Here is a 20,437-nt window from a genome sequence, read left to right on the forward strand (position 1 = left end):
GCACACGCGTTAATGGTTAGCGTGGAGACCGTGAGCGGTATGTATGCTTGCTCGCCTGAATAACGCCATAACAAGGATTTCTCTGTGCCGACTCCGCCTGCCAACTTGCCGCTGGCTTCCCACATGGGTGACAGTCCGGCTCCGCTGTACGCCAGGGTGAAGCACATGATCACCCAGCAGATCCAGAACGGCACCTGGCCGCCCCATCATCGCGTGCCCTCCGAGAGCGAGTTGGTCACGCAACTGGGCTTCAGCCGCATGACCATCAACCGCGCACTGCGTGAGATGACTGCCGAAGGCCTGCTGGTGCGCATGCAGGGCGTCGGTACGTTTGTCGCCGAGCCCAAGACTCAATCCGCGCTGTTTGAAGTGCATAACATCGCCGATGAAATCGCCGCCCGCGGTCACATCCACACCTGTCAGGTGATTATCCTGACCGAAGAAGCCGCAGGTTCCGAGCGTGCGCTGGCGCTGGACATGCGTGAAGGCCAGCGCGTGTTTCATTCGCTGATCGTGCATTTCGAAAACGACATTCCCGTGCAAATCGAAGACCGGTTCGTCAATGCGCTGGTCGCTCCGGATTACCTGCAACAAGATTTCACTCAGCAGACGCCGTACGCCTACCTTTCCCAGGTCGCGCCGCTGACCGAGGGCGAGCACGTGGTCGAGGCCATTCTCGCCGAGCCTGATGAATGCAAATTGCTGCAGATCGAAAAGGGCGAGCCGTGCCTGCTGGTTCGGCGCCGCACGTGGTCGGGGCGCCAGCCGGTGACCGCCGCCCGCCTGATTCATCCCGGCTCACGCCACCGCCTGGAAGGACGCTTCAGCAAATGACCCGACTGACTGTTCTGCGCGCCGCCGACTATCCCCGTATGCCCTGGAAGAACGGGGGCGGCAGCACTGAGGAAATCACGCGGGATGCGGGCGAGGGTCTCGACGGCTTCGGTTGGCGGCTGTCGATCGCCGACATTGCCGAATCGGGCGGGTTTTCAGTGTTCGCGGGGTACCAGCGCATTATCACGGTGCTCCAAGGGGCGGGCATGACGCTGAACATCGACGGCCTGGACAGTGAACCGCTGTTGCCATCCGACCCTTTTGCATTCAGCGGCGACAGCAAGGTGGCGTGCACGCTGCTTGACGGCCCGATACGCGACTTCAACCTGATCTATTCGCCCGCGCGCTACCGTGCGCGTTTGCAATGGATTGACGTACTTCAGCCGCAGCGGTTTTTCAGCTCGGCAGACGCGTTTCTGGTGTTCAGCACTGCTGAGCAAATGGCTGCCAATATCGGCGAGCATCCCCCGCAATTACTGGGTAAACATGATTGTCTGCAGCTGGACAACGCCGAAGGTGAACTGCTTGAAGTGGTGCTTTACGCGCCCCGTGCAAGCCGGGTGTGCGTGCTCGAATTGACGCGCCGCTGAGCCTCGCCGCCTGATACGCCGCGCCCTGTGTTAAGTTGCGTTTTTTTCGCCAGCACAGGGACGACCATGACGACGCTCAACACCGATAAAGAAAGCCCACGAGCCCTCGCCATTCTTGCCAGCTTTCTCGCATCGGAGTCGGCCGGCGGCCTGATTCTGATGGGCGCCGCCCTCGCTGCGATCATCGTCGCAAACTCCCCTCTCGCCTCCACGTACTTCGCCGCACTGCACAGCGTGTGGGGCGGGTTGTCGGTCGAGTTGTGGATCAACGACGGGTTGATGGCGATCTTCTTCCTGATGGTCGGTCTGGAAATCAAACGCGAAGTGCTCGCCGGTGGTCTCGCCACCTGGGGACAGCGCGCACTGCCTGGTTTTGCAGCAGTGGGTGGCATGCTGGTGCCAGCGCTGATCTACATTGGCGTCAACATGGGTAATGCCGAAACGCTAAGCGGTTGGGCCATTCCGGCGGCCACAGACATCGCCTTCGCACTGGGCGTGCTCTCGCTGCTGGGCAACCGGGTACCGACGTCGTTGAAGGTGTTTCTCGCCGCGCTGGCGATTCTGGATGACCTGGGCGCGGTGACCATCATCGCGCTGTTCTACAGCAGCGGCCTGAACATGACGATGCTTGGCGCCTCCTTTGCGACGCTGGCCGTGCTGGTGATCATGAACCGCACGGGGGTGCAGCGCTTGCTGCCGTATCTGCTACTCGGTCTGCTGCTGTGGTTTTTCGTTCTGCAATCCGGGGTCCACGCAACATTGGCGGGCGTCGCGCTGGCGCTGTGCATTCCGCTGGGCACACGCAAGGAAGAGGCGCGCTCGCCGCTGCTGTTTCTGGAAGAAAAGATGCACTACTGGGTGGCGTTCGCGGTGGTGCCGATTTTCGGCTTCGCCAACGCGGGCGTGTCGCTGTCAGGCATCAGCCTCGGCAATCTGGTCGACCCGGTCCCGCTGGGTGTGGCGCTGGGTCTGTTTATCGGCAAGCAGGTCGGGGTATTTCTCGCTGCGCTGCTGGCGATTCGAGCAGGGCTTGCGACGTTGCCGGAAGGCAGTAACTGGACGCAGCTTTATGGCGTCGCCCTGCTCTGCGGGATTGGTTTCACGATGAGCCTGTTCATCGGCAACCTAGCCTTTCCGGGTGCAGCGCATCTGATTGACGAGGTGAAAGTGGGCGTTTTGCTGGGCTCAATCGCCTCGGCCATTGCCGGCGTACTGTTGCTGCGCAGCAAAATGGCCAAGCACTGAACCCATTCGTCGATCCCCAGCGCCTTGCAACGGATGATGGGAGCGAAGTCACCTCGGTCTGTAGGAGCGACCGGGTGGCGACGCCTTGCACGCGAACGCGCCAGGTCAGTGACTGCTGCGTCGGCTGACACACCAAATCGCGGGCAAGCGCGCTCCTACACCGGTTTCGCGATAAATGATGGATCGAAGCCTTAGGCGGTCTGCAGGAGCCGGCTTGCTGGCGAAAGCGATGTGTCATTCAACATCTTCATGCCAGATCCACTGCGTTCGCCAGCAAACCGGCTCCTACAGAGGACTGAGGCGTTCGCAACTTTTTTGTTACCCCAGCCACGCACTGCGCTGGGGCATGCGCACCGAAAAGTAACAATTTCCTTCCTGTCGCCTCTATCGCAGGCTCTACCTCGTGCCCCTTCAAACTTCGTCAGGCCCGCCGCAGAGCAGGCCGACGGGATTTCTACGCGCGCTCGATCAACATTGGCCCCTTGGTTGCATATGCTTGTATGTACAAGTAAGCATGAGTTCTCTTGGGGCGATCATCCCTGCCCTACCGCTCGGGAAAGGCTCATTGCAGAACCCTGTTACCGCTTTCGTCACGGCCCTTGCGTCGCGGCGGATTGACCATCGAGGATCGTTAAGTGACTACTGACAACAAGACCCCTGCTCAGCAATGGACCAAACGCCGCGATGTGGAAATCCGCGCAGCCCGTGGCACTCAGCTGACCGCCAAAAGCTGGTTGACCGAGGCGCCGCTGCGCATGTTGATGAACAACCTCGACCCGGAGGTCGCCGAGAACCCGAACGAACTGGTGGTCTACGGCGGGATCGGTCGCGCGGCACGTAATTGGGAGTGCTACGACAAGATCGTCGAAAGCCTGACCCACCTGAACGATGACGAGACCCTGCTGGTGCAGTCCGGCAAACCGGTCGGCGTGTTCAAAACCCACAGCAACGCGCCCCGCGTGCTGATCGCCAACTCCAATCTGGTGCCGCATTGGGCGAGCTGGGAACACTTCAACGAACTGGACGCCAAGGGCCTTGCGATGTATGGCCAGATGACCGCCGGCAGCTGGATCTACATCGGTAGCCAGGGCATCGTTCAGGGCACTTACGAAACCTTCGTCGAAGCCGGTCGCCAGCACTACGACGGTAACCTCAACGGCCGTTGGGTGCTGACCGCAGGCCTGGGCGGCATGGGTGGCGCGCAGCCGCTGGCTGCCGGGATGGCCGGCGCCTGCTCGCTGAACATTGAATGCCAGCAGAGCCGCATCGATTTCCGCCTCAAAACCCGCTACGTCGACGAGCAAGCCACCGACCTCGACGACGCGCTTGCCCGCATTGCCAAATACACCGCCGAAGGCAAGGCGATCTCCATCGCCTTGTGCGGAAACGCTGCCGAAATCCTCCCGGAAATGGTCCGTCGGGGCGTGCGTCCGGACATGGTCACCGACCAGACCAGCGCCCACGACCCGCTCAATGGTTATTTGCCAAAGGGCTGGACCTGGGAGCAGTACCGCGAGCGTGCCGCCTCCGAGCCTGCCGCCGTGGTCAAGGCCGCGAAGCAGTCGATGGCCGAGCACGTCGAAGCCATGCTCGCGTTCCAGAAAATGGGCGTGCCGACATTCGACTACGGCAACAACATCCGTCAAATGGCCAAGGAAGAAGGCGTGACCAATGCTTTCGACTTCCCGGGCTTCGTACCCGCCTACATCCGTCCGTTGTTCTGCCGTGGCGTAGGCCCGTTCCGCTGGGCAGCGTTGTCAGGCAACCCTGAAGACATCTACAAGACCGACGCCAAAGTCAAAGAGCTGATCGCGGACGACGCACATCTGCACAACTGGCTGGACATGGCCCGTGAGCGCATCAGCTTTCAGGGCCTGCCAGCGCGTATCTGCTGGGTCGGCCTGGGTCAGCGTGCCAAGTTGGGCCTGGCGTTCAATGAAATGGTCCGCAGCGGCGAGCTGTCAGCGCCGGTCGTGATCGGTCGCGATCACCTGGATTCCGGCTCGGTCGCCAGCCCGAACCGTGAGACCGAATCGATGCAGGACGGCTCTGACGCCGTGTCCGACTGGCCGCTGCTCAATGCCTTGCTCAACACCGCGAGCGGCGCGACCTGGGTGTCGCTGCATCACGGTGGTGGCGTCGGCATGGGCTTCTCGCAACATTCGGGCATGGTGATCGTCTGTGACGGCACCGATGAAGCGGCCGAGCGAATTGCCCGCGTCCTGCACAACGACCCGGCCACCGGGGTGATGCGTCATGCCGATGCCGGTTATCAGATCGCGATCGACTGCGCCAAAGAGCAGGGTTTGAACCTGCCGATGATCCGCTGATACGCAGGCCACTGTCGGAGTAACCGGGTGGCGCTCCACCTTGCTCGCTAAATCACGTCAGCCGTCCCAAAAGTGGCAGGCGACACACCGCGTGAAGGTCCTTCGGCCCTTATCGCGGGCAAGCGCGCTCCTACAGGGATTCGGCAGCGCACGTACGCGTGCCAACATTCGCTTTACGGGGATATTCGCCATGGCTGTCACAGATGACCGCGCTGCACCTGCTTCCGTGATCGAGCGGCGCTCGATCGATTACATCCCTGATGCCGAACGACACGGGCGTCTGTTCAGCCAGTTCACCCTGTGGCTTGGCGCCAACCTGCAGATTACCGCCATCGTCACGGGCGCACTTGCCGTCGTGCTGGGGGGCGATGTGTTCTGGTCGCTGATCGGTCTGCTTATCGGTCAGCTCATCGGCGGCGGTGTCATGGCGCTGCACGCGGCGCAAGGCCCGAAGCTGGGGCTTCCGCAGATGATTTCCAGTCGAGTGCAGTTCGGCGTCTACGGCGCCGTTATTCCGCTGGTGCTGGTGTGCCTGATGTACATCGGTTTTTCCGCCAGCGGTTCGCTGCTCGCAGGCCAGGCAGTGGCACAGCTGATCAACGTACCGGACTGGCAAGGCGTGCTGATCTTCGCCGCAGCCATCGTGGTGCTGACGGTGTTCGGCTACCGCGTGATTCACATGATTGGCCGGGTCGCCAGCATCATCGGGGTCATCGCCTTCGTTTACCTGTTCGCCGCGCTGTTGACGGGCAACGATGTAGGCGCGTTGCTGGACAACCGGCACTTCTCGCTGAGCAGTTTCCTGCTGGCCATCTCTTTGTCAGCCTCCTGGCAAATCGCCTTCGGCCCATATGTCGCGGACTACTCACGCTATCTGCCGCGCACCACGCCAGCCGGCAAGACCTTCTGGGCAGTGGGCCTGGGCTCCGTGATTGGCGCGCAAGCGTCCATGGTGTTCGGAGTATTTGCCGCCGCACTGGCGGGCAAGAACTTCGCGCATCATGAGGTTTCGTTCATCGTCGGGCTTGGCGGGACCGGCGCCGTCGCAGCCGCGTTGTACTTCAGCATCGCGTTCGGCAAGGTGACCATCACCACGCTCAATGCCTATGGCAGCTTCATGTCCATTGCCACCATCGTCAGCGGCTTCCGGGGCAATCGGCACATCTCCAGCGCGCTACGCCTGACATACATTTTCGCGATGGTCGGAATTGCAACGGCGCTTGCGTTACTGGGCAAAGATTCGTTCCTGAAGGATTTCTCGGCCTTCATCCTGTTCCTGCTGGCGTTTTTCACGCCATGGAGCGCAATCAATCTGGTGGATTTTTACTGCATCACCAAAGAACGCTACGACATTCCGGCATTGTCTGACCCCAACGGTCGGTATGGCCGCTGGAACGCCATGGGCATCAGCATCTATGTGCTGGGCGTGCTGATCCAGATGCCGTTCATCTCAACGCATTTTTACACCGGCCCACTGGTGGCAAGCCTCGACGATACGGATATCTCGTGGATCATCGGCCTGGTTGTGCCTGCTGTGCTGTACTACGTGGCGGCGAAGCGGTGGCCGGGCAACGTGGCCGATCGCTTGATTTTGCCGCCGGAGCCGAACACGACTCACGCCGGCCGCACCGGTGCCCCGGAGCATACGGCGGTGAACTGACCGTTCGTCATGCACGTCTGTTGAAGGGGCATGTTGGAGAGAGAAGCGGGACGAGGCCGACAAGTGCCTCTCCCCAGGGCTGGACGCCATCTGTTTTCGCTACTGCCGCCATCCACTACAAGACCGGAGCGTCACTCAATGAACACGAAAAAAGCCCTGCTATCCACGTTGCTCACCGCTGGCGTGCTCGCCAGTGGCGCCAGTCAGGCTGCGGGATGGTGCGAGTCCGGCAAACCGGTGAAATTCGCCGGCTTGAACTGGGAAAGCGCGATGCTGCTGACCGATGTGCTGCAAGTCGTGCTGAACAAGGGCTACGGGTGCGAAGTGGACAGCCTGCCGGGCAACTCCATCACCATGGAAAACGCCCTGAGCACCAACGACATTCAGGTATTCGCAGAAGAATGGGTGGGCCGCAGCGAGGTGTGGAACAAGGCGCAGGCGGCCGGCAAAGTGGTCGGCGTCGGTTCACCGGTCAAGGGCGCCGTGGAAGGTTGGTACGTGCCGCGTTATGTGATTGAAGGCGACGCCAAACGCAAGCTGGAAGCCAAGGCGCCGGACCTGAAATCGATCGCTGACCTGGGCAAGTACGCTGCACTGTTCAAAGACGCTGAAGAACCGGAAAAGGGCCGTTTTTACAACTGCCCCGCCGGCTGGACCTGTGAGCTGGAAAACAGCGAAATGCTGAAAAGCTACGGTCTGGAAAACAAGTACACCAACTTCCGCCCTGGCACCGGTCCGGCGCTGGATGCCGCAATTCTCTCCAGCTACAAACGTGGCGAGCCGATCCTGGCTTATTACTGGTCGCCAACGCCGCTGATGGGCCAGGTGGACATGGTGCGTCTGGAAGAAAAAGCCGGCGTGAACAAAACCATCGAGATCAAGGTAGGGCTGTCCAAGGCGTTCCACGAGCAGGCCCCTGAATTGGTATCGGTGATGGAGAAGGTCAATATCCCGATCGATCTGCTCAACCAGAATCTGGCGCGCATGACCAAGGAGCGCATCGAGTCGCCGAAGCTGGCGAAGATCTTCCTCAAGGAACACCCGGAAGTGTGGCATCAGTGGGTGAGCGAGGATGCGGCGAAGAAGGTGGATGCTTCGTTGTAAGACCTTGATCCGGGTGCCATGCGACACGACGGCACTCGAACCTGTGGGCCTTCGCTTGCTCGCGAATGCGGAGGGTCAGGCGGCGAAAATGGGGGTGGATGCAAGCATTTCGCGAGCAAGCTCGCTCCCACACATTTGCCGTCAGCCACTGACCTCGGCATCAACCAGAGCAGCGTACCCGCGCCCAGTATTTGAATGAGATAACCCTATGTTCCCCGAAAGCTTCACGTTTTCCATCGCCGACTGGGTCAATGACTGGGTCGACAAGCTGGTCACCAACTACGGCGATGTGTTCCGGCACATCTCCGACACGTTGCTGTGGGCCATCGTCAAGCTCGAAGGCCTGCTGCGCATCGCACCCTGGTGGCTGTTGCTGGCAATCGTCGGGCTGATCGCCTGGCACGCCACGCGCAAGATCACCACCACGGTGGTCATCGTCGGCCTGCTGTTTCTGGTCGGTGCCGTCGGGCTGTGGGACAAGCTCATGCAGACGCTGGCGTTGATGCTCGTCGCCACGCTGATCTCGGTGATCATCGGCATTCCGCTGGGCATACTCTCGGCGCGCAGCAATCGCCTGCGCTCGGTGTTGATGCCCTTGCTGGACATCATGCAGACCATGCCCAGTTTCGTGTACCTGATCCCGGTGCTGATGCTGTTCGGCCTCGGCAAGGTGCCGGCCATTTTCGCTACCGTCATTTATGCCGCACCGCCGCTGATCCGCCTCACCGATCTGGGCATTCGTCAGGTGGACGGCGAGGTCATGGAAGCGATCAACGCGTTCGGCGCCAACCGCTGGCAGCAATTGTTCGGCGTGCAGCTACCGCTGGCCCTGCCCAGCATCATGGCGGGCATTAACCAGACCACCATGATGGCGCTGTCGATGGTGGTGATCGCCTCGATGATCGGCGCCCGCGGATTGGGCGAAGACGTTCTGGTCGGCATTCAGACCCTCAACGTCGGACGCGGTCTGGAAGCGGGGCTGGCCATCGTTATTCTGGCGGTCGTGATTGATCGCATTACGCAGGCCTACGGCCGCCCACGGCATGAGGCGAACAAATGAGCGTAGAGACCATGAATTCCGGGAATCCGCTAACCACGGACGGCAAGATCGTCGTCAAGAACGTGTACAAAATCTTCGGCAACCGCGCCAAAGACGCGCTGACGATGGTCCAGAACAACCAGAGCAAGGATCAGGTCCTGGCGCAGACGGGCTGTGTGGTCGGAGTGAACGACCTGTCGCTGTCGATCTCCAGCGGCGAGATCTTCGTGATCATGGGTTTGTCCGGCTCGGGCAAGTCGACACTGGTGCGTCACTTCAATCGCCTGATCGATCCCACCAGCGGCGAGATTCTGGTCGATGGCGAGAACATTCTGACCTACGACATGGAAGCGCTACGCAACTTCCGGCGGCACAAGATCAGCATGGTCTTCCAGAGCTTCGGCCTGCTGCCCCACAAGACCGTGATCGACAACGTGGCATACGGCCTGACGATTCGCGGCGAAAGCAAAGCGCAGTGCGCCGAGCGCGCGCAGCACTGGATCACCACGGTCGGTTTGCAGGGCTACGAAAAGAAGTATCCGCACCAGCTCTCCGGCGGCATGCGCCAACGCGTTGGCCTGGCGCGCGCACTGGCGGCCGATACCGACATCATCCTGATGGACGAGGCGTTCAGCGCACTCGACCCCCTTATTCGCGCCGAGATGCAGGACCAGTTGCTGGAGCTGCAATCGAACCTGAAGAAAACCATCGTCTTCATCACCCACGACCTGGACGAAGCCGTTCGCATCGGGAACCGCATTGCCATCCTCAAGGACGGCCGGCTGATTCAGGTCGGGACGCCAAAGGAAATCCTCTACTCGCCTGCCGACGATTACGTTGATCGTTTCGTGCAGCGGCGCGTGGCGACTCTTTAAGGACGCAGTGGCGATGTCGCGAGCAGAGCAGATCATCATCGGCGATGGCCCGGTCAGTTGGCAGGATGTGGTGGCCGTTGCCCGCCATGGCGCCATACTTTCGTTGTCGGACACCGCCTGGGCGCGCATCGATAATGCGCAGGCGATCGTGCAAAGCATTGTTGCCAACGGCGAGCGCGCCTACGGCGTGAACACGGGGCTAGGCGCGTTGTGCAACGTGTCCCTGGCCGGTGAACAGCTGAGCCGACTGTCGCGCAATACATTGCTCAGCCATGCCTGCGGCGTCGGCCCGGCGTTACCGGATGAACAGACTCGCGCCATCACGTGCGCCGCGATCATCAACTACAGCCAGGGCAAGTCCGGGATTCATCGCCGGGTGGTCGACGCGTTGCTCGCATTGCTCAATCGACGCATCACGCCGCAAGTGCCCTCGCAGGGCTCGGTGGGGTATCTGACGCACATGGCGCACATCGGCGTAGCGCTTCTCGGCGTGGGCCAGGTCAGTTATCGCGGGCAGACGATGTCGGCGTTGCAGGCGCTCAGCGAAGAAGGCCTGTCGCCAGTCGAACTCGGCGCGAAAGACGGTTTGTGCCTGGTCAACGGCACGCCGTGCATGACCGGCCTCAGCTGCTTGGCCATCGGCGACGTCAATCGCCTGATGCAGTGGGCTGATGTGATCGCCGCCATGACTTTCGAGGGTTTGCGCGGTCAGCTGGATGCCTTCGACGAAACCATTATTGCGCTCAAGCCGCACCCCGGCATGCAGCAGGTTGGAAGGAACCTGCGCGGGCTATTGGCGGGCAGTGAAGTGTTGGCCAACAGTCAGGGCATCCGCACTCAGGACGCCTTGAGCATTCGCTCGATCCCGCAGGTGCACGGCGCTACCCGCGATCAGCTGGCCCACGCCACGCGCCAGATCGAGATCGAGCTCAACTCCGCCACCGACAACCCGCTGCTGCTCGGCACGCCCGAGGCGCGTCGCGTCGTCTCCCAGGCCAACCCCCATGGCCAGTCAGTGGCGATGGCGGCTGACCTGCTGGCGATTGCCATGGCCGAGCTGGGTTCGATTGCCGAGCGACGCCTCGACCGGCTGATCAACCCGACCGTCAGCGGTCTTCCGGCGTTTCTGGTCAGTCAGCCGGGGGTCAACTCCGGGATGATGATCACCCAGTACGTGGCTGCCTCGTTGTGCGCCGAAAACCGCCAGCTGGCACAACCGGCGGTCATCGACAACTACGTGACCTCCGGGCTGCAGGAGGATCATCTGAGCATGGGCACCAGCGCTGCCTTGAAGCTGCACAAGGTGCTGGAAAACGTGACGCAGATCCTCGCCATCGAGTACTTGCTGGCCGCGCAGGCGTTCGAGTTCTTCAAGGGCCCGCGTTTCGGCGTCGGCACCGAGGCCGCGTGGCGGCTGCTGCGTGAGCGCGTACCGGCGTACGACGAAGACCGCTGGCTGGCGCCGGACATCGCCAGCAGCGTGACCCTGCTCAAAAACGAAGAGTCACTGGAAACCGTATTTCAGTGCTGCCGCGATTACGCGACAGCTCACACCGACACCGACACCGACAACAACGGTCGCTGGGCAAGCGCAACCCGCGCAGGACAGGCAGGAGCCGGTTCAGTGCAGACGACCGAAACCCCTTCAGGAGTAGCAGCATCGTGACCAACACCCAAAAGGCGACCCCGCTGAATCTGATCCCCGGCCAGCTGACTCTGGCTCAATTGCGCGCGATCTATCAGCAACCTGTGACGCTGACCCTGGACGCCAGCGCCAATCGGCAGATTGAGGACAGCGTGGCCTGCGTCGAGCAAATCCTCGCCGAGAACCGCACTGCCTACGGCATTAACACCGGCTTCGGCTTGCTCGCCTCGACGCGCATTGCCAGCGCCGACCTTGAAAACCTGCAGCGCTCGCTGGTGCTGTCTCACGCTGCAGGGGTGGGTCAGCCGATCAGTGATGCGCTGGTGCGCCTGATCATGGTGCTCAAGGTCAACAGCCTGAGCCGCGGCTTTTCGGGGATCCGTCGTCAGGTCATCGACGCGCTGATTGCCCTGATCAATGCCGAGGTCTATCCGCACATTCCACTGAAAGGCTCAGTGGGCGCATCCGGCGACCTGGCCCCGCTGGCGCATATGTCGCTGGTGCTATTGGGCGAAGGCAAGGCGCGTCACAAGGGCCAGTGGCTGAACGCCGTCGAAGCGCTGGCGATCGCCGGGCTCACGCCGCTGACGCTGGCGGCCAAAGAAGGACTGGCGCTGCTCAACGGCACCCAAGTTTCGACGGCTTACGCTTTGCGCGGCCTGTTTGAGGCCGAAGACCTGTTTGCCGGCGCCCTGAGCTGCGGTGCGCTGACCGTAGAAGCGGTGCTCGGTTCGCGCGCGCCGTTCGACGCACGCATCCATGCGGCACGCGGCCAGCGCGGGCAGATCGATTCGGCTGCAGCCCTTCGCGACCTGCTCGGCGAGGGCAGCCAGGTGTCTGATTCCCACCGCGACTGCGACAAGGTTCAGGACCCCTACTCTTTGCGTTGCCAACCCCAAGTCATGGGCGCCTGCCTGACTCAGATGCGCCAGGCCGCCGAAGTGCTGGCGATCGAGTCCAACGCGGTGTCGGACAACCCGCTGGTCTTTGCCGCTGAGGGCGAAGTGATCTCCGGCGGTAACTTTCATGCCGAACCGGTTGCCATGGCCGCCGACAACCTGGCGCTGGCCATTGCCGAAATCGGTTCGCTCAGCGAGCGTCGCATTTCGCTAATGATGGACAAGCACATGTCGCAGCTGCCGCCGTTCCTGGTGGCCAATGGCGGGGTGAATTCAGGCTTTATGATTGCTCAGGTCACGGCCGCAGCGCTGGCCAGTGAAAACAAGGCGTTGTCCCATCCGCACAGTGTCGACAGCCTGCCGACCTCCGCCAACCAGGAAGACCATGTGTCGATGGCACCTGCCGCTGGCAAGCGGTTGTGGGAAATGGCGGAGAACACTCGCGGCGTGCTGGCTGTAGAATGGCTGGCTGCGTGTCAGGGTCTGGACTTGCGCAACGGTCTGAAAACCTCCGAGAAACTGGAAATTGCCCGCACTACCCTGCGCGGCAAAGTGCCTTTCTACGAGAAAGACCGCTTTTTCGCCCCTGATATCGAAGCCGCCACCGAGCTGCTGGCTTCCAACTGCCTGAGCGAACTGGTTTCTGCTGACCTGCTGCCGAGTTTCTGATCGGGACGGGCCAGGATGGCCCGTCGTTGAAATGAGTGGGGGGATCGTCCCCTGTTGGAGTGAGCTTGCTCGCGATGCAATGGGTCAGAAACGCATTTGCCATCTGACACAACCTAATCGCGAGCAAGCTCACTCCTACAAAGGCACTCATTTCGCAGCAAAAAGTAAGACTAGGAACGTGTGAAATGACATCGCAAAACGCTACAGATCTGAAACGCGGGCTCAGCGCCCGTCACATTCGCTTCATGGCGCTGGGCTCGGCCATTGGTACCGGGTTGTTCTACGGTTCGGCGTCAGCGATCAAACTGGCCGGCCCCGCGGTCTTGCTGGTGTACATCATCGCTGGCGCTGCGGTGTACATGGTTATGCGCGCCCTTGGCGAAATGGCTGTCCGCAACCCGGTGTCCGGGTCATTCGGCGAGTACGCAACCACCTATCTGGGTCCACTGGCGGGATTCGTCCTCGGCTGGACCTACGCCTTTGAAATGATCATCGTCTGTCTGGCCGATGTCACGGCGTTCGGTATCTACATGGGCTTCTGGTTCCCCGATGTTCCACGCTGGATCTGGGTGCTGGGCATCGTCTTTCTGATCGGCGCACTCAACCTGTGCAGTGTCAAAGTCTTCGGTGAGCTGGAGTTCTGGCTGTCGCTGCTCAAGGTCGGTGCCATCATCGCGATGATTCTGGCGGGCTTCGGCATCATGCTGTTCGGCATTGGCTCGGTGGCCGGGGGCGGTGTCAGCAGCGTGAGCAATCTCTGGGCCTATGGCGGTTTCATGCCCAACGGCGTCGGTGGGCTCGTCGCCTCGCTGGCCGTGGTGATGTTCGCCTTTGGCGGCATCGAAATCATCGGCATCACGGCCGGGGAAGCGCGCAACCCCGAGCGCGTGATTCCCCGTGCCATCAACGCCGTGCCGCTGCGCATCTTGCTGTTTTACGTGCTTACCCTCTTCGTGCTGATGTCGTTGTATCCATGGCAGCAGATCGGCAGCCAAGGCAGCCCGTTCGTCCAGATCTTCGACCACTTGGGGATTTCCTCCGCTGCGACGCTTCTCAACATCGTGGTGATTACAGCGGCCGTATCGGCGATCAACAGTGATGTCTTTGGCGCAGGACGCATGATGTACGGCCTGGCGAAACAGGGTCAGGCCCCGAAAGGATTCGCGCAGCTGTCTGCCCATGGCGTGCCCTGGATGACCGTGCTGGTGATGGGCGCCGCGCTGCTTTGCGGCGTCGTGCTGAATTACCTGATCCCTGAAAACGTGTTCCTGCTGATTGCTTCAATCGCGACATTTGCAACGGTCTGGGTGTGGCTGATGATTCTGGTCACGCAGATTGCCATGCGCCGTTCGATGAGCGCAGAAGAGGTGGCACAGCTTAAATTCCCGGTGCCGTTCTGGCCCGTGGCCCCCATTGTCGCCACGTTGTTCATGGTGTTCGTGTTTGGCGTGCTGGGTTACTTCCCGGACAGCCAGGCCGCGCTGGTGGTCGGGGCGGTATGGATCGTGTTGCTGGTGGTTGCCTACTGGATTTGGGTCAAACCGAAGCAGAACCTGATGAAGGCTACGTCGAACAGCTGATGCAGAACCTGTAGGAGCCGGCTTGCTGGCGAACGGGTTGGGGCAGGTGAATTTGCGTTCAATGATGCACTTGCTTCGCCAGCAAGCCGGCTCCTACGGCCGGTGCCCGACGCAGGATGATTTTTTCTCTGGAGGTACTGATGAAAACTCTCTGGCACCACTGTCACGCAGCAACCATGGCGAACGGCAGCTACTCGATTATCGAAGACGCTGCCATCGTGACCGACGGCGCGCAGATCATCTGGATCGGGCCTCTTGATGCGCTGCCCGAGCAGCGCGACCTCAAGCGTGTGGACCTCAATGGCGCGTGGGTAACGCCAGGTCTGATCGATTGCCACACGCACACGGTGTTTGGCGGGAACCGCAGCGGTGAATTCGAGCAACGCCTGCAAGGGGTCAGTTACGCGGAGATTGCCGCTGCAGGCGGCGGCATCGCCAGCACCGTGCGCGCCACCCGCGCCGCCAGCGAAGAAGAACTCTACGCCAGCGCCGAGCGTCGCCTGCTGCATTTGCTCAAGGACGGCGTCACCACCATTGAAATGAAATCCGGCTACGGCCTGGACTTGGTCAGCGAGCGCAAGATCCTGCGGGTGATTCGCCAGTTGGGTGAAAATCTGCCGGTCACCGTGCGCAGCACCTGCCTGGCCGCCCACGCCCTGCCCCCGGAATACCAAGACCGCGCCGACGACTACATCGCCCACATCTGCAGCGAAATGCTGCCGGCGCTTGCGGCCGAGAATCTCGTGGATGCGGTTGATGCCTTCTGCGAGTACCTGGCGTTTTCACCGGCCCAGGTCGAGCAGGTTTTCATCACGGCGGGCCAGCTGGGCCTGCCGGTCAAGCTGCATGCCGAACAGCTCTCCTCTCTGCATGGCTCAAGCCTCGCGGCGCGCTACCAGGCGCTGTCGGCTGATCATCTGGAGTTCATGACCGAAGAAGACGCCATCGCGATGGCCGCCGCGGGCACGGTCGCTGTGTTGCTGCCCGGCGCATTCTATTTCCTGCGCGAGACGCAGTTGCCGCCCATGGACGCCCTGCGCAAACACGGTGTGAAGATTGCCATCTCCACCGACCTCAACCCGGGCACCTCGCCAGGCCTGTCACTGAGGTTGATGCTGAACATGGCCTGCACGCTGTTTCGCATGACGCCGGAAGAGGCCTTGGCCGGCGCCACAATTCACGCCGCTCAAGCGCTGGGCATGGCGGATACCCATGGTTCGCTGGAGGTCGGCAAAACCGCCGACTTCGTGGCATGGAACATTGAACGTCCCGCTGATCTGGCCTATTGGCTGGGCGGCGATCTGGATAAACGCGTCGTGCGTCATGGCGTGGAACGCGCCCTCTAATCAGGAGAATACTGTGGACAAGGTTCTGAGTTTTACTCGCGGTCGTGTACCGCTGTTGATCAGCATGCCCCACCCCGGCCAGCACCTGACGCCCGCCGTGCGTGACGGTCTGGTGGACGAAGCCGTGAGCCTGCCGGACACCGACTGGCACATTCCACGCTTGTACGACTTCGCTGATGACCTGGGCGCCAGCGTGCTGTCGGCAGAATATTCGCGGTACGTGATCGACCTCAATCGCCCTTCCGACGACACGCCTCTTTACGCGGGAGCCACCACCGGCCTGTTCCCGTCCACGCTGTTTGAAGGCGATCCCTTGTTCAAGGACGGTTTGGCGCCGAGCAAGGAAGAACGCGCGACGTATCTGGAGCAGATTTGGACGCCGTATCACAACACGCTGCGCAACGAGCTGGAGCGCCTGCGCGCCGAGTTCGGTTATGCGCTGTTGTTCGACGCGCACTCCATTCGCGGGCACATCCCCCATTTGTTCGACGGCCGGCTGCCGGACTTCAACCTTGGCACCTTCAATGGCGCCAGCTGTGATGAAGCGCTGGCCCAGCGTCTCGATGCGACCTGCGCCGCCGCCAAGCAGTACAGCCATGTCCTGAACGGTCGCTTCAAGGGCGGCCATATCACCCGTCACTACGGCGACCCGGCTAACCATGTCCATGCCGTGCAACTGGAGCTGGCCCAGAGCACCTACATGGACGAGTTCGTGCCTTTCCACTATCGCCCCGACCTAGCCGAGCCGACGCGGGAGGTATTGAAGACTTTGCTGCACGAGATGATCGCGTGGGGACGGGAGAAGTACGGGAAGTAGCCTGGCGCGTCAAAGGACGCGGAGCGCCCACCAGCCGCGTGCCCACGCAGAGCGTGGGCACGATCATCAAGGAGAGTCGGGGCTTCGGCTTGAGCTTCGGCTTCGGCTTCGGCTTGGGCTTGGGCTTGGGCTTGGGCTTGGGACTTGGGTTGGGACTTGGGTTGGGAATCGAATTGTAGGAGCCGGCTTGCTGGCGAACACAGTGGATCGGTCGACAAAACAGGTGACTGACCCGACGCATTCGCCAGCAAGCCAGCTCCTACAGACAGCGGTCAACCTTGATCCGTCATCCGCCAACCTTGCTCCGTCATCCTCGTATGTGATGCCTGACATCAATCCTTCACCCGACGCTGAGCCGGTGTAGGAGCGCGCTTGCCCGCGAATACGGTGTGTCAGTCGACAAAGCAGTGACTGACCCAATGCCTTCGCCAGCAAGCCGGCTCTTACAGACAGCGGTCAACCTTGATCCGTCATCCGCCAACCTGACCCGTCATCCGCCGTATGTGGTGCCTGACATCAATCCTTCACCCGAAGCTGAGCCGGTGTAGGAGCGCGCTTGCCCGCGAATACGGTGTGTCAGTCGACAAAACAGGTGACTGACCCGAAGCATCCGCCAGCAGGCCGGCTCTTACAGACAGCGGTCAACCTTGATCCGTCATCCGCCAACCTTGCTCCGTCATCCTCGTATGTGATGCCTGACATCAATCCTTCACCCGACGCTGAGCCGGTGTAGGAGCGCGCTTGCCCGCGAATACGGTGTGTCAGTCGACCAAACATGTGACTGACCCAATGCCTTCCCCAGCACGCCGGCTCCTACGGTTGTTTGCAGCATCCGGATACTCAATGAGTGCGTACCTCGCGGAGCGTGGGGCTCAGCCAGACCTAGGGCTACTTCTTCAACAACCGCAGCCCGTTGAACACCACCAGCAGGCTCACGCCCATGTCGGCGAACACGGCCATCCACATGGTGGCCATGCCGGCGAAGGTAATGCCCAGAAAGATAACCTTGATCACCAGCGCCAGCGCGATGTTCTGCTTGAGCACTGCAGCAGTGTCGCGCGAGAGGCGAATGAACGCAGGAATCTTGCGCAGATCATCGTCCATCAGCGCCACATCAGCGGTTTCGATGGCGGTGTCCGTACCCGCTGCCGCCATGGCAAAACCGATCTCGGCCCGGGCCAGCGCCGGTGCGTCGTTGATGCCGTCGCCGACCATGCCCACCCGATGGTTCTGCGCGTACAAGGCTTCGATGGCCTGCAGCTTGTCAGTGGGCAGCAGATTGCCCTGCGCCTGATCTATGCCCACTTGGGCCGCGATCGCTTTGGCGGTGTGCGGGTTATCGCCCGTCAGCATCATCGTCTTCACGCCCAGGGCGTGCAGCTGCGAGATGGCTTCACGGCTGCTGTCCTGGACCGTATCGGCAACCGCAAACAAGGCTAGAGGTCCTGAAGCATCGAACAGCAGCACCACGGTTTTGCCCTCGCTCTCCAGCGCTTCAAGCTGCGCTTCGAGCTGCGGCGAACAATACCCGGCCTCATGCACCAGACGATGATTGCCCAAGTGGTACACGCGCCCCTGCACCTCGCCCTTCACGCCAAGACCCGCAAGGGCCTCGAACGCTTCCACCGGCAACGGGGCGCCATCTTGCGCCGCCTTGGCAATCGCTTGAGACACCGGATGATCCGAGCGGCCGGCCAGGCTCGCGGAAATCGCCACTGCTTGCTCACCCAGAGACGGGTCAAGCAACACATAGTCGGTCTGCACCGGCTTGCCATGGGTTAGGGTCCCGGTTTTGTCGAGGGCCAGATAATCGAGCCTGTGCCCCATTTCCAGATAGACGCCACCCTTGACCAAAATCCCTTTGCGCGCCGCCGCTGCGAGCCCGCTGACAATGGTCACTGGCGTCGAAATCACCAAAGCACACGGGCATGCGACCACCAACAGCACCAACGCGCGGTAGATCCAGTCGAACCACACTGCGCCCATGAACAGCGGCGGGATGATTGCGATCGCCAGTGCCAAAGCGAACACTGCAGGCGTATAGACCTTGGAGAAACGGTCGACGAATCGCTGTGTGGGGGCTCGCGCGCCCTGCGCTGCTTCGACGGCATGGATGATTCGCGCCAGCGTCGAGTTGCCGGCTGCGGCAGTCACTTTGTAGTCCAGCGAGCCGGCCTGGTTGATCGTTCCGGCGAAGACCTTGTCGCCCACGGTCTTCTCCACCGGCAAGCTTTCGCCAGTGATGGGTGCCTGATCAATGGACGACTGCCCCGCCACCACTTCACCGTCCAGGCCGATGCGCTCGCCCGGCTTGACGCGGACGACGCTGCCCAACACGACGTTTTTCACGTCAAGCTCGAGCCACTCGCCATTTTGCTGCACTGTCGCAGTTTCCGGGGTCAGCTGCATCAGACCACCGATGGCGTTTCGGGCGCGGTCCAGCGATTTGGCCTCGATCAACTCGGCGACGGTGAACAGAAACATCACCATGGCAGCTTCCGGCCATTGCCCGATCAGCACCGCACCGGTGACAGCGATGCTCATCAGGGCGTTGATGTTGAGATTGAAGTTCTTCAGGGCAATCCAGCCCTTTTTGTAAGTGGTAAGGCCTCCGCTGAAAATGGCAATCAGCGCGACAATGGCAACCACCCACGTCGGTGCCGCTTCAGTGAAGTGGATGACTTCAGCGGCCAACGCCGCAACGCCCGACAGCGCCAGCGGCCACCAGGGTTTGTTGGCTGGCGGCAGTGAAGCGGTTTCCCTGTCCGTACCTTCCTCGATCAGGTCGGCCTGCATGCCCAGCGCGCCAATGGCGTCGCGGATAGGGTCGGTCGACGGCAGCTCATGCCACACGCCCAGCACGCGGTTGATGAGGTTGAATTCGAGCTTCTGGATGCCCTTCATCTTGCCGAGCTTGTTCTGGATTAGTGTCTGCTCGGTAGGGCAATCCATGGCTTCAATGCGGAAACTGCTGAGCTGACCCTCGGCGCCTGACGCACCATCGATGGTTACGACGGCGGGCGCGCTGTCGTGAGAGCAGCAAGCGTGGGCAGCGTGGTCGTGTTTCTGCACCGGCGTGAGTCTTGATTGCCCGTGGTCATGACCAGCGTGTTCGTGAGCGGCGTGCTCGTGCTCGTGCTCGTGCTCGTGATGATTGTGAGTATCGTGGGCAGATTTTTTTTGCGTGGAAGATTTGTGTGCAGAGTCACTCATGGGTTGAGTCTCTAGGTGTGCGTGTTGCCAAGTGAACACCCTGTAGCCACTATAGGGTCAAGCCTCCCGTTGAGAACTTTGCGCATGAACCCTTCATTCAAAATCGGCGAACTGGCAAAACTCACCGATTGTCCGGTGGAAACCATCCGGTACTACGAGCGCGAGGGTTTGCTCAGCGAACCCGCGCGCAGTGATGGCAACTACCGGCTATACACCCAGGAACACGTAGAGCGGCTGACTTTCATCCGCAACTGCCGCAGCCTGGACATGACGTTGGACGAGATCCGCAGCCTGTTGGCGTTGCGCGACAGCCCGCAGGATCAGTGCGAAAACGTCAACGCCTTGATCGATGAGCACATCCGGCACGTGAACGCACGAGTGGCGAGCCTGCAAGCCCTGCAGCAGCAATTGGTGGACTTGCGCCAACGCTGCAGCGAAGGCGCGCCGGACCATTGCGGGATTCTTGATCGACTGGAAATCAGCGGAAGCGTCGTCGCGGCAGATGTCGAGCACTCCCACGTAGGCCGTAGCCACGGGCATTGACCGGATGCCGCGGCCGTCCTGATCCCTTCTGCTCACGGATGCTGCGTC

The 20,437-nt window shown here is 61.3% G+C and carries 15 protein-coding genes; 14 read left to right on the forward strand and 1 reads right to left on the reverse strand.

The genetic code is table 11. From position 1 onward, the window contains the following. Positions 1–123 precede the first annotated feature (123 nt). From hutC to hutG, 13 genes are all read left to right on the forward strand, one after another. A complete protein-coding gene (hutC, locus tag QRN48_RS09595; protein ID WP_191943077.1) occupies positions 124–834 on the forward strand; it encodes a histidine utilization transcriptional repressor HutC in 711 nt (236 codons plus the stop codon). After that, a complete protein-coding gene (locus tag QRN48_RS09600; RefSeq protein ID WP_285350257.1) occupies positions 831–1,424 on the forward strand; it encodes a HutD/Ves family protein in 594 nt (197 codons plus the stop codon). Before hutC ends, QRN48_RS09600 begins: the two co-directional genes overlap by 4 nt. 66 nt (positions 1,425–1,490) lie before the next feature. Then, entirely contained in the window at positions 1,491–2,669 is a 1,179-nt protein-coding gene (nhaA, locus tag QRN48_RS09605) for a Na+/H+ antiporter NhaA (protein WP_285350258.1), read from the forward strand. A 635-nt stretch (positions 2,670–3,304) separates the two neighbouring features. Further along, positions 3,305–4,999 carry a urocanate hydratase gene (gene hutU / locus QRN48_RS09610; protein WP_037016133.1) on the forward strand — a complete coding sequence of 565 codons (1,695 nt, stop codon included), beginning with the start codon at positions 3,305–3,307 and terminating at the stop codon, positions 4,997–4,999. 190 nt (positions 5,000–5,189) lie between these two features. After that, positions 5,190–6,659, forward strand: a complete 1,470-nt coding sequence (locus tag QRN48_RS09615; protein ID WP_191942641.1) for a purine-cytosine permease family protein — start codon at positions 5,190–5,192, stop codon at positions 6,657–6,659. 138 nt (positions 6,660–6,797) lie between these two features. After that, positions 6,798–7,763, forward strand: coding sequence for an ABC transporter substrate-binding protein (locus QRN48_RS09620; protein ID WP_037016139.1), 966 nt, complete (start codon positions 6,798–6,800; stop codon positions 7,761–7,763). 208 nt (positions 7,764–7,971) lie between these two features. Then, positions 7,972–8,823 carry an ABC transporter permease gene (locus QRN48_RS09625; protein ID WP_037016142.1) on the forward strand — a complete coding sequence of 284 codons (852 nt, stop codon included), beginning with the start codon at positions 7,972–7,974 and terminating at the stop codon, positions 8,821–8,823. A gap of 11 nt (positions 8,824–8,834) precedes the next feature. Continuing rightward, the gene (locus QRN48_RS09630) at positions 8,835–9,677 is read left to right on the forward strand and encodes a quaternary amine ABC transporter ATP-binding protein (RefSeq protein ID WP_081955433.1); all 843 of its coding nucleotides are present in this window, start codon (positions 8,835–8,837) and stop codon (positions 9,675–9,677) included. Between the two features lie 13 nt (positions 9,678–9,690). Beyond that, a complete protein-coding gene (hutH, locus tag QRN48_RS09635; protein WP_285350261.1) occupies positions 9,691–11,343 on the forward strand; it encodes a histidine ammonia-lyase in 1,653 nt (550 codons plus the stop codon). Next, positions 11,340–12,890, forward strand: coding sequence for a histidine ammonia-lyase (hutH, locus tag QRN48_RS09640; protein ID WP_502944589.1), 1,551 nt, complete (start codon positions 11,340–11,342; stop codon positions 12,888–12,890). Before hutH (QRN48_RS09635) ends, hutH (QRN48_RS09640) begins: the two co-directional genes overlap by 4 nt. A 185-nt stretch (positions 12,891–13,075) precedes the next feature. Next, the gene (locus tag QRN48_RS09645; RefSeq protein ID WP_285350262.1) at positions 13,076–14,470 is read left to right on the forward strand and encodes an L-histidine transporter HutT; all 1,395 of its coding nucleotides are present in this window, start codon (positions 13,076–13,078) and stop codon (positions 14,468–14,470) included. A 140-nt stretch (positions 14,471–14,610) separates the two neighbouring features. Then, positions 14,611–15,816 (forward strand): imidazolonepropionase, encoded by a 1,206-nt coding sequence (hutI, locus tag QRN48_RS09650; protein ID WP_285350265.1) that lies wholly within the window; start codon positions 14,611–14,613, stop codon positions 15,814–15,816. A gap of 13 nt (positions 15,817–15,829) precedes the next feature. Further along, positions 15,830–16,633, forward strand: a complete 804-nt coding sequence (gene hutG / locus QRN48_RS09655; RefSeq protein WP_285350266.1) for an N-formylglutamate deformylase — start codon at positions 15,830–15,832, stop codon at positions 16,631–16,633. Positions 16,634–17,521: 888 nt separating this feature from the next. Here hutG and QRN48_RS09660 read toward each other — a convergent pair. After that, on the reverse strand, positions 17,522–19,846 hold the full coding sequence (locus QRN48_RS09660) for a heavy metal translocating P-type ATPase (RefSeq protein WP_285350267.1): 2,325 nt from the start codon (positions 19,844–19,846) through the stop codon (positions 17,522–17,524). Positions 19,847–19,930: 84 nt separating this feature from the next. Here QRN48_RS09660 and cadR point away from each other — a divergent pair, with 84 nt between their 5' ends. After that, positions 19,931–20,389, forward strand: a complete 459-nt coding sequence (gene cadR, locus QRN48_RS09665) for a Cd(II)/Pb(II)-responsive transcriptional regulator (protein ID WP_285350268.1) — start codon at positions 19,931–19,933, stop codon at positions 20,387–20,389. The last annotated feature ends 48 nt before the right edge of the window (positions 20,390–20,437 follow it).

Origin of the sequence: Pseudomonas sp. ME-P-057, assembly GCF_030208975.1 — a bacterium.
GTDB lineage: Bacteria > Pseudomonadota > Gammaproteobacteria > Pseudomonadales > Pseudomonadaceae > Aquipseudomonas > Aquipseudomonas lutea.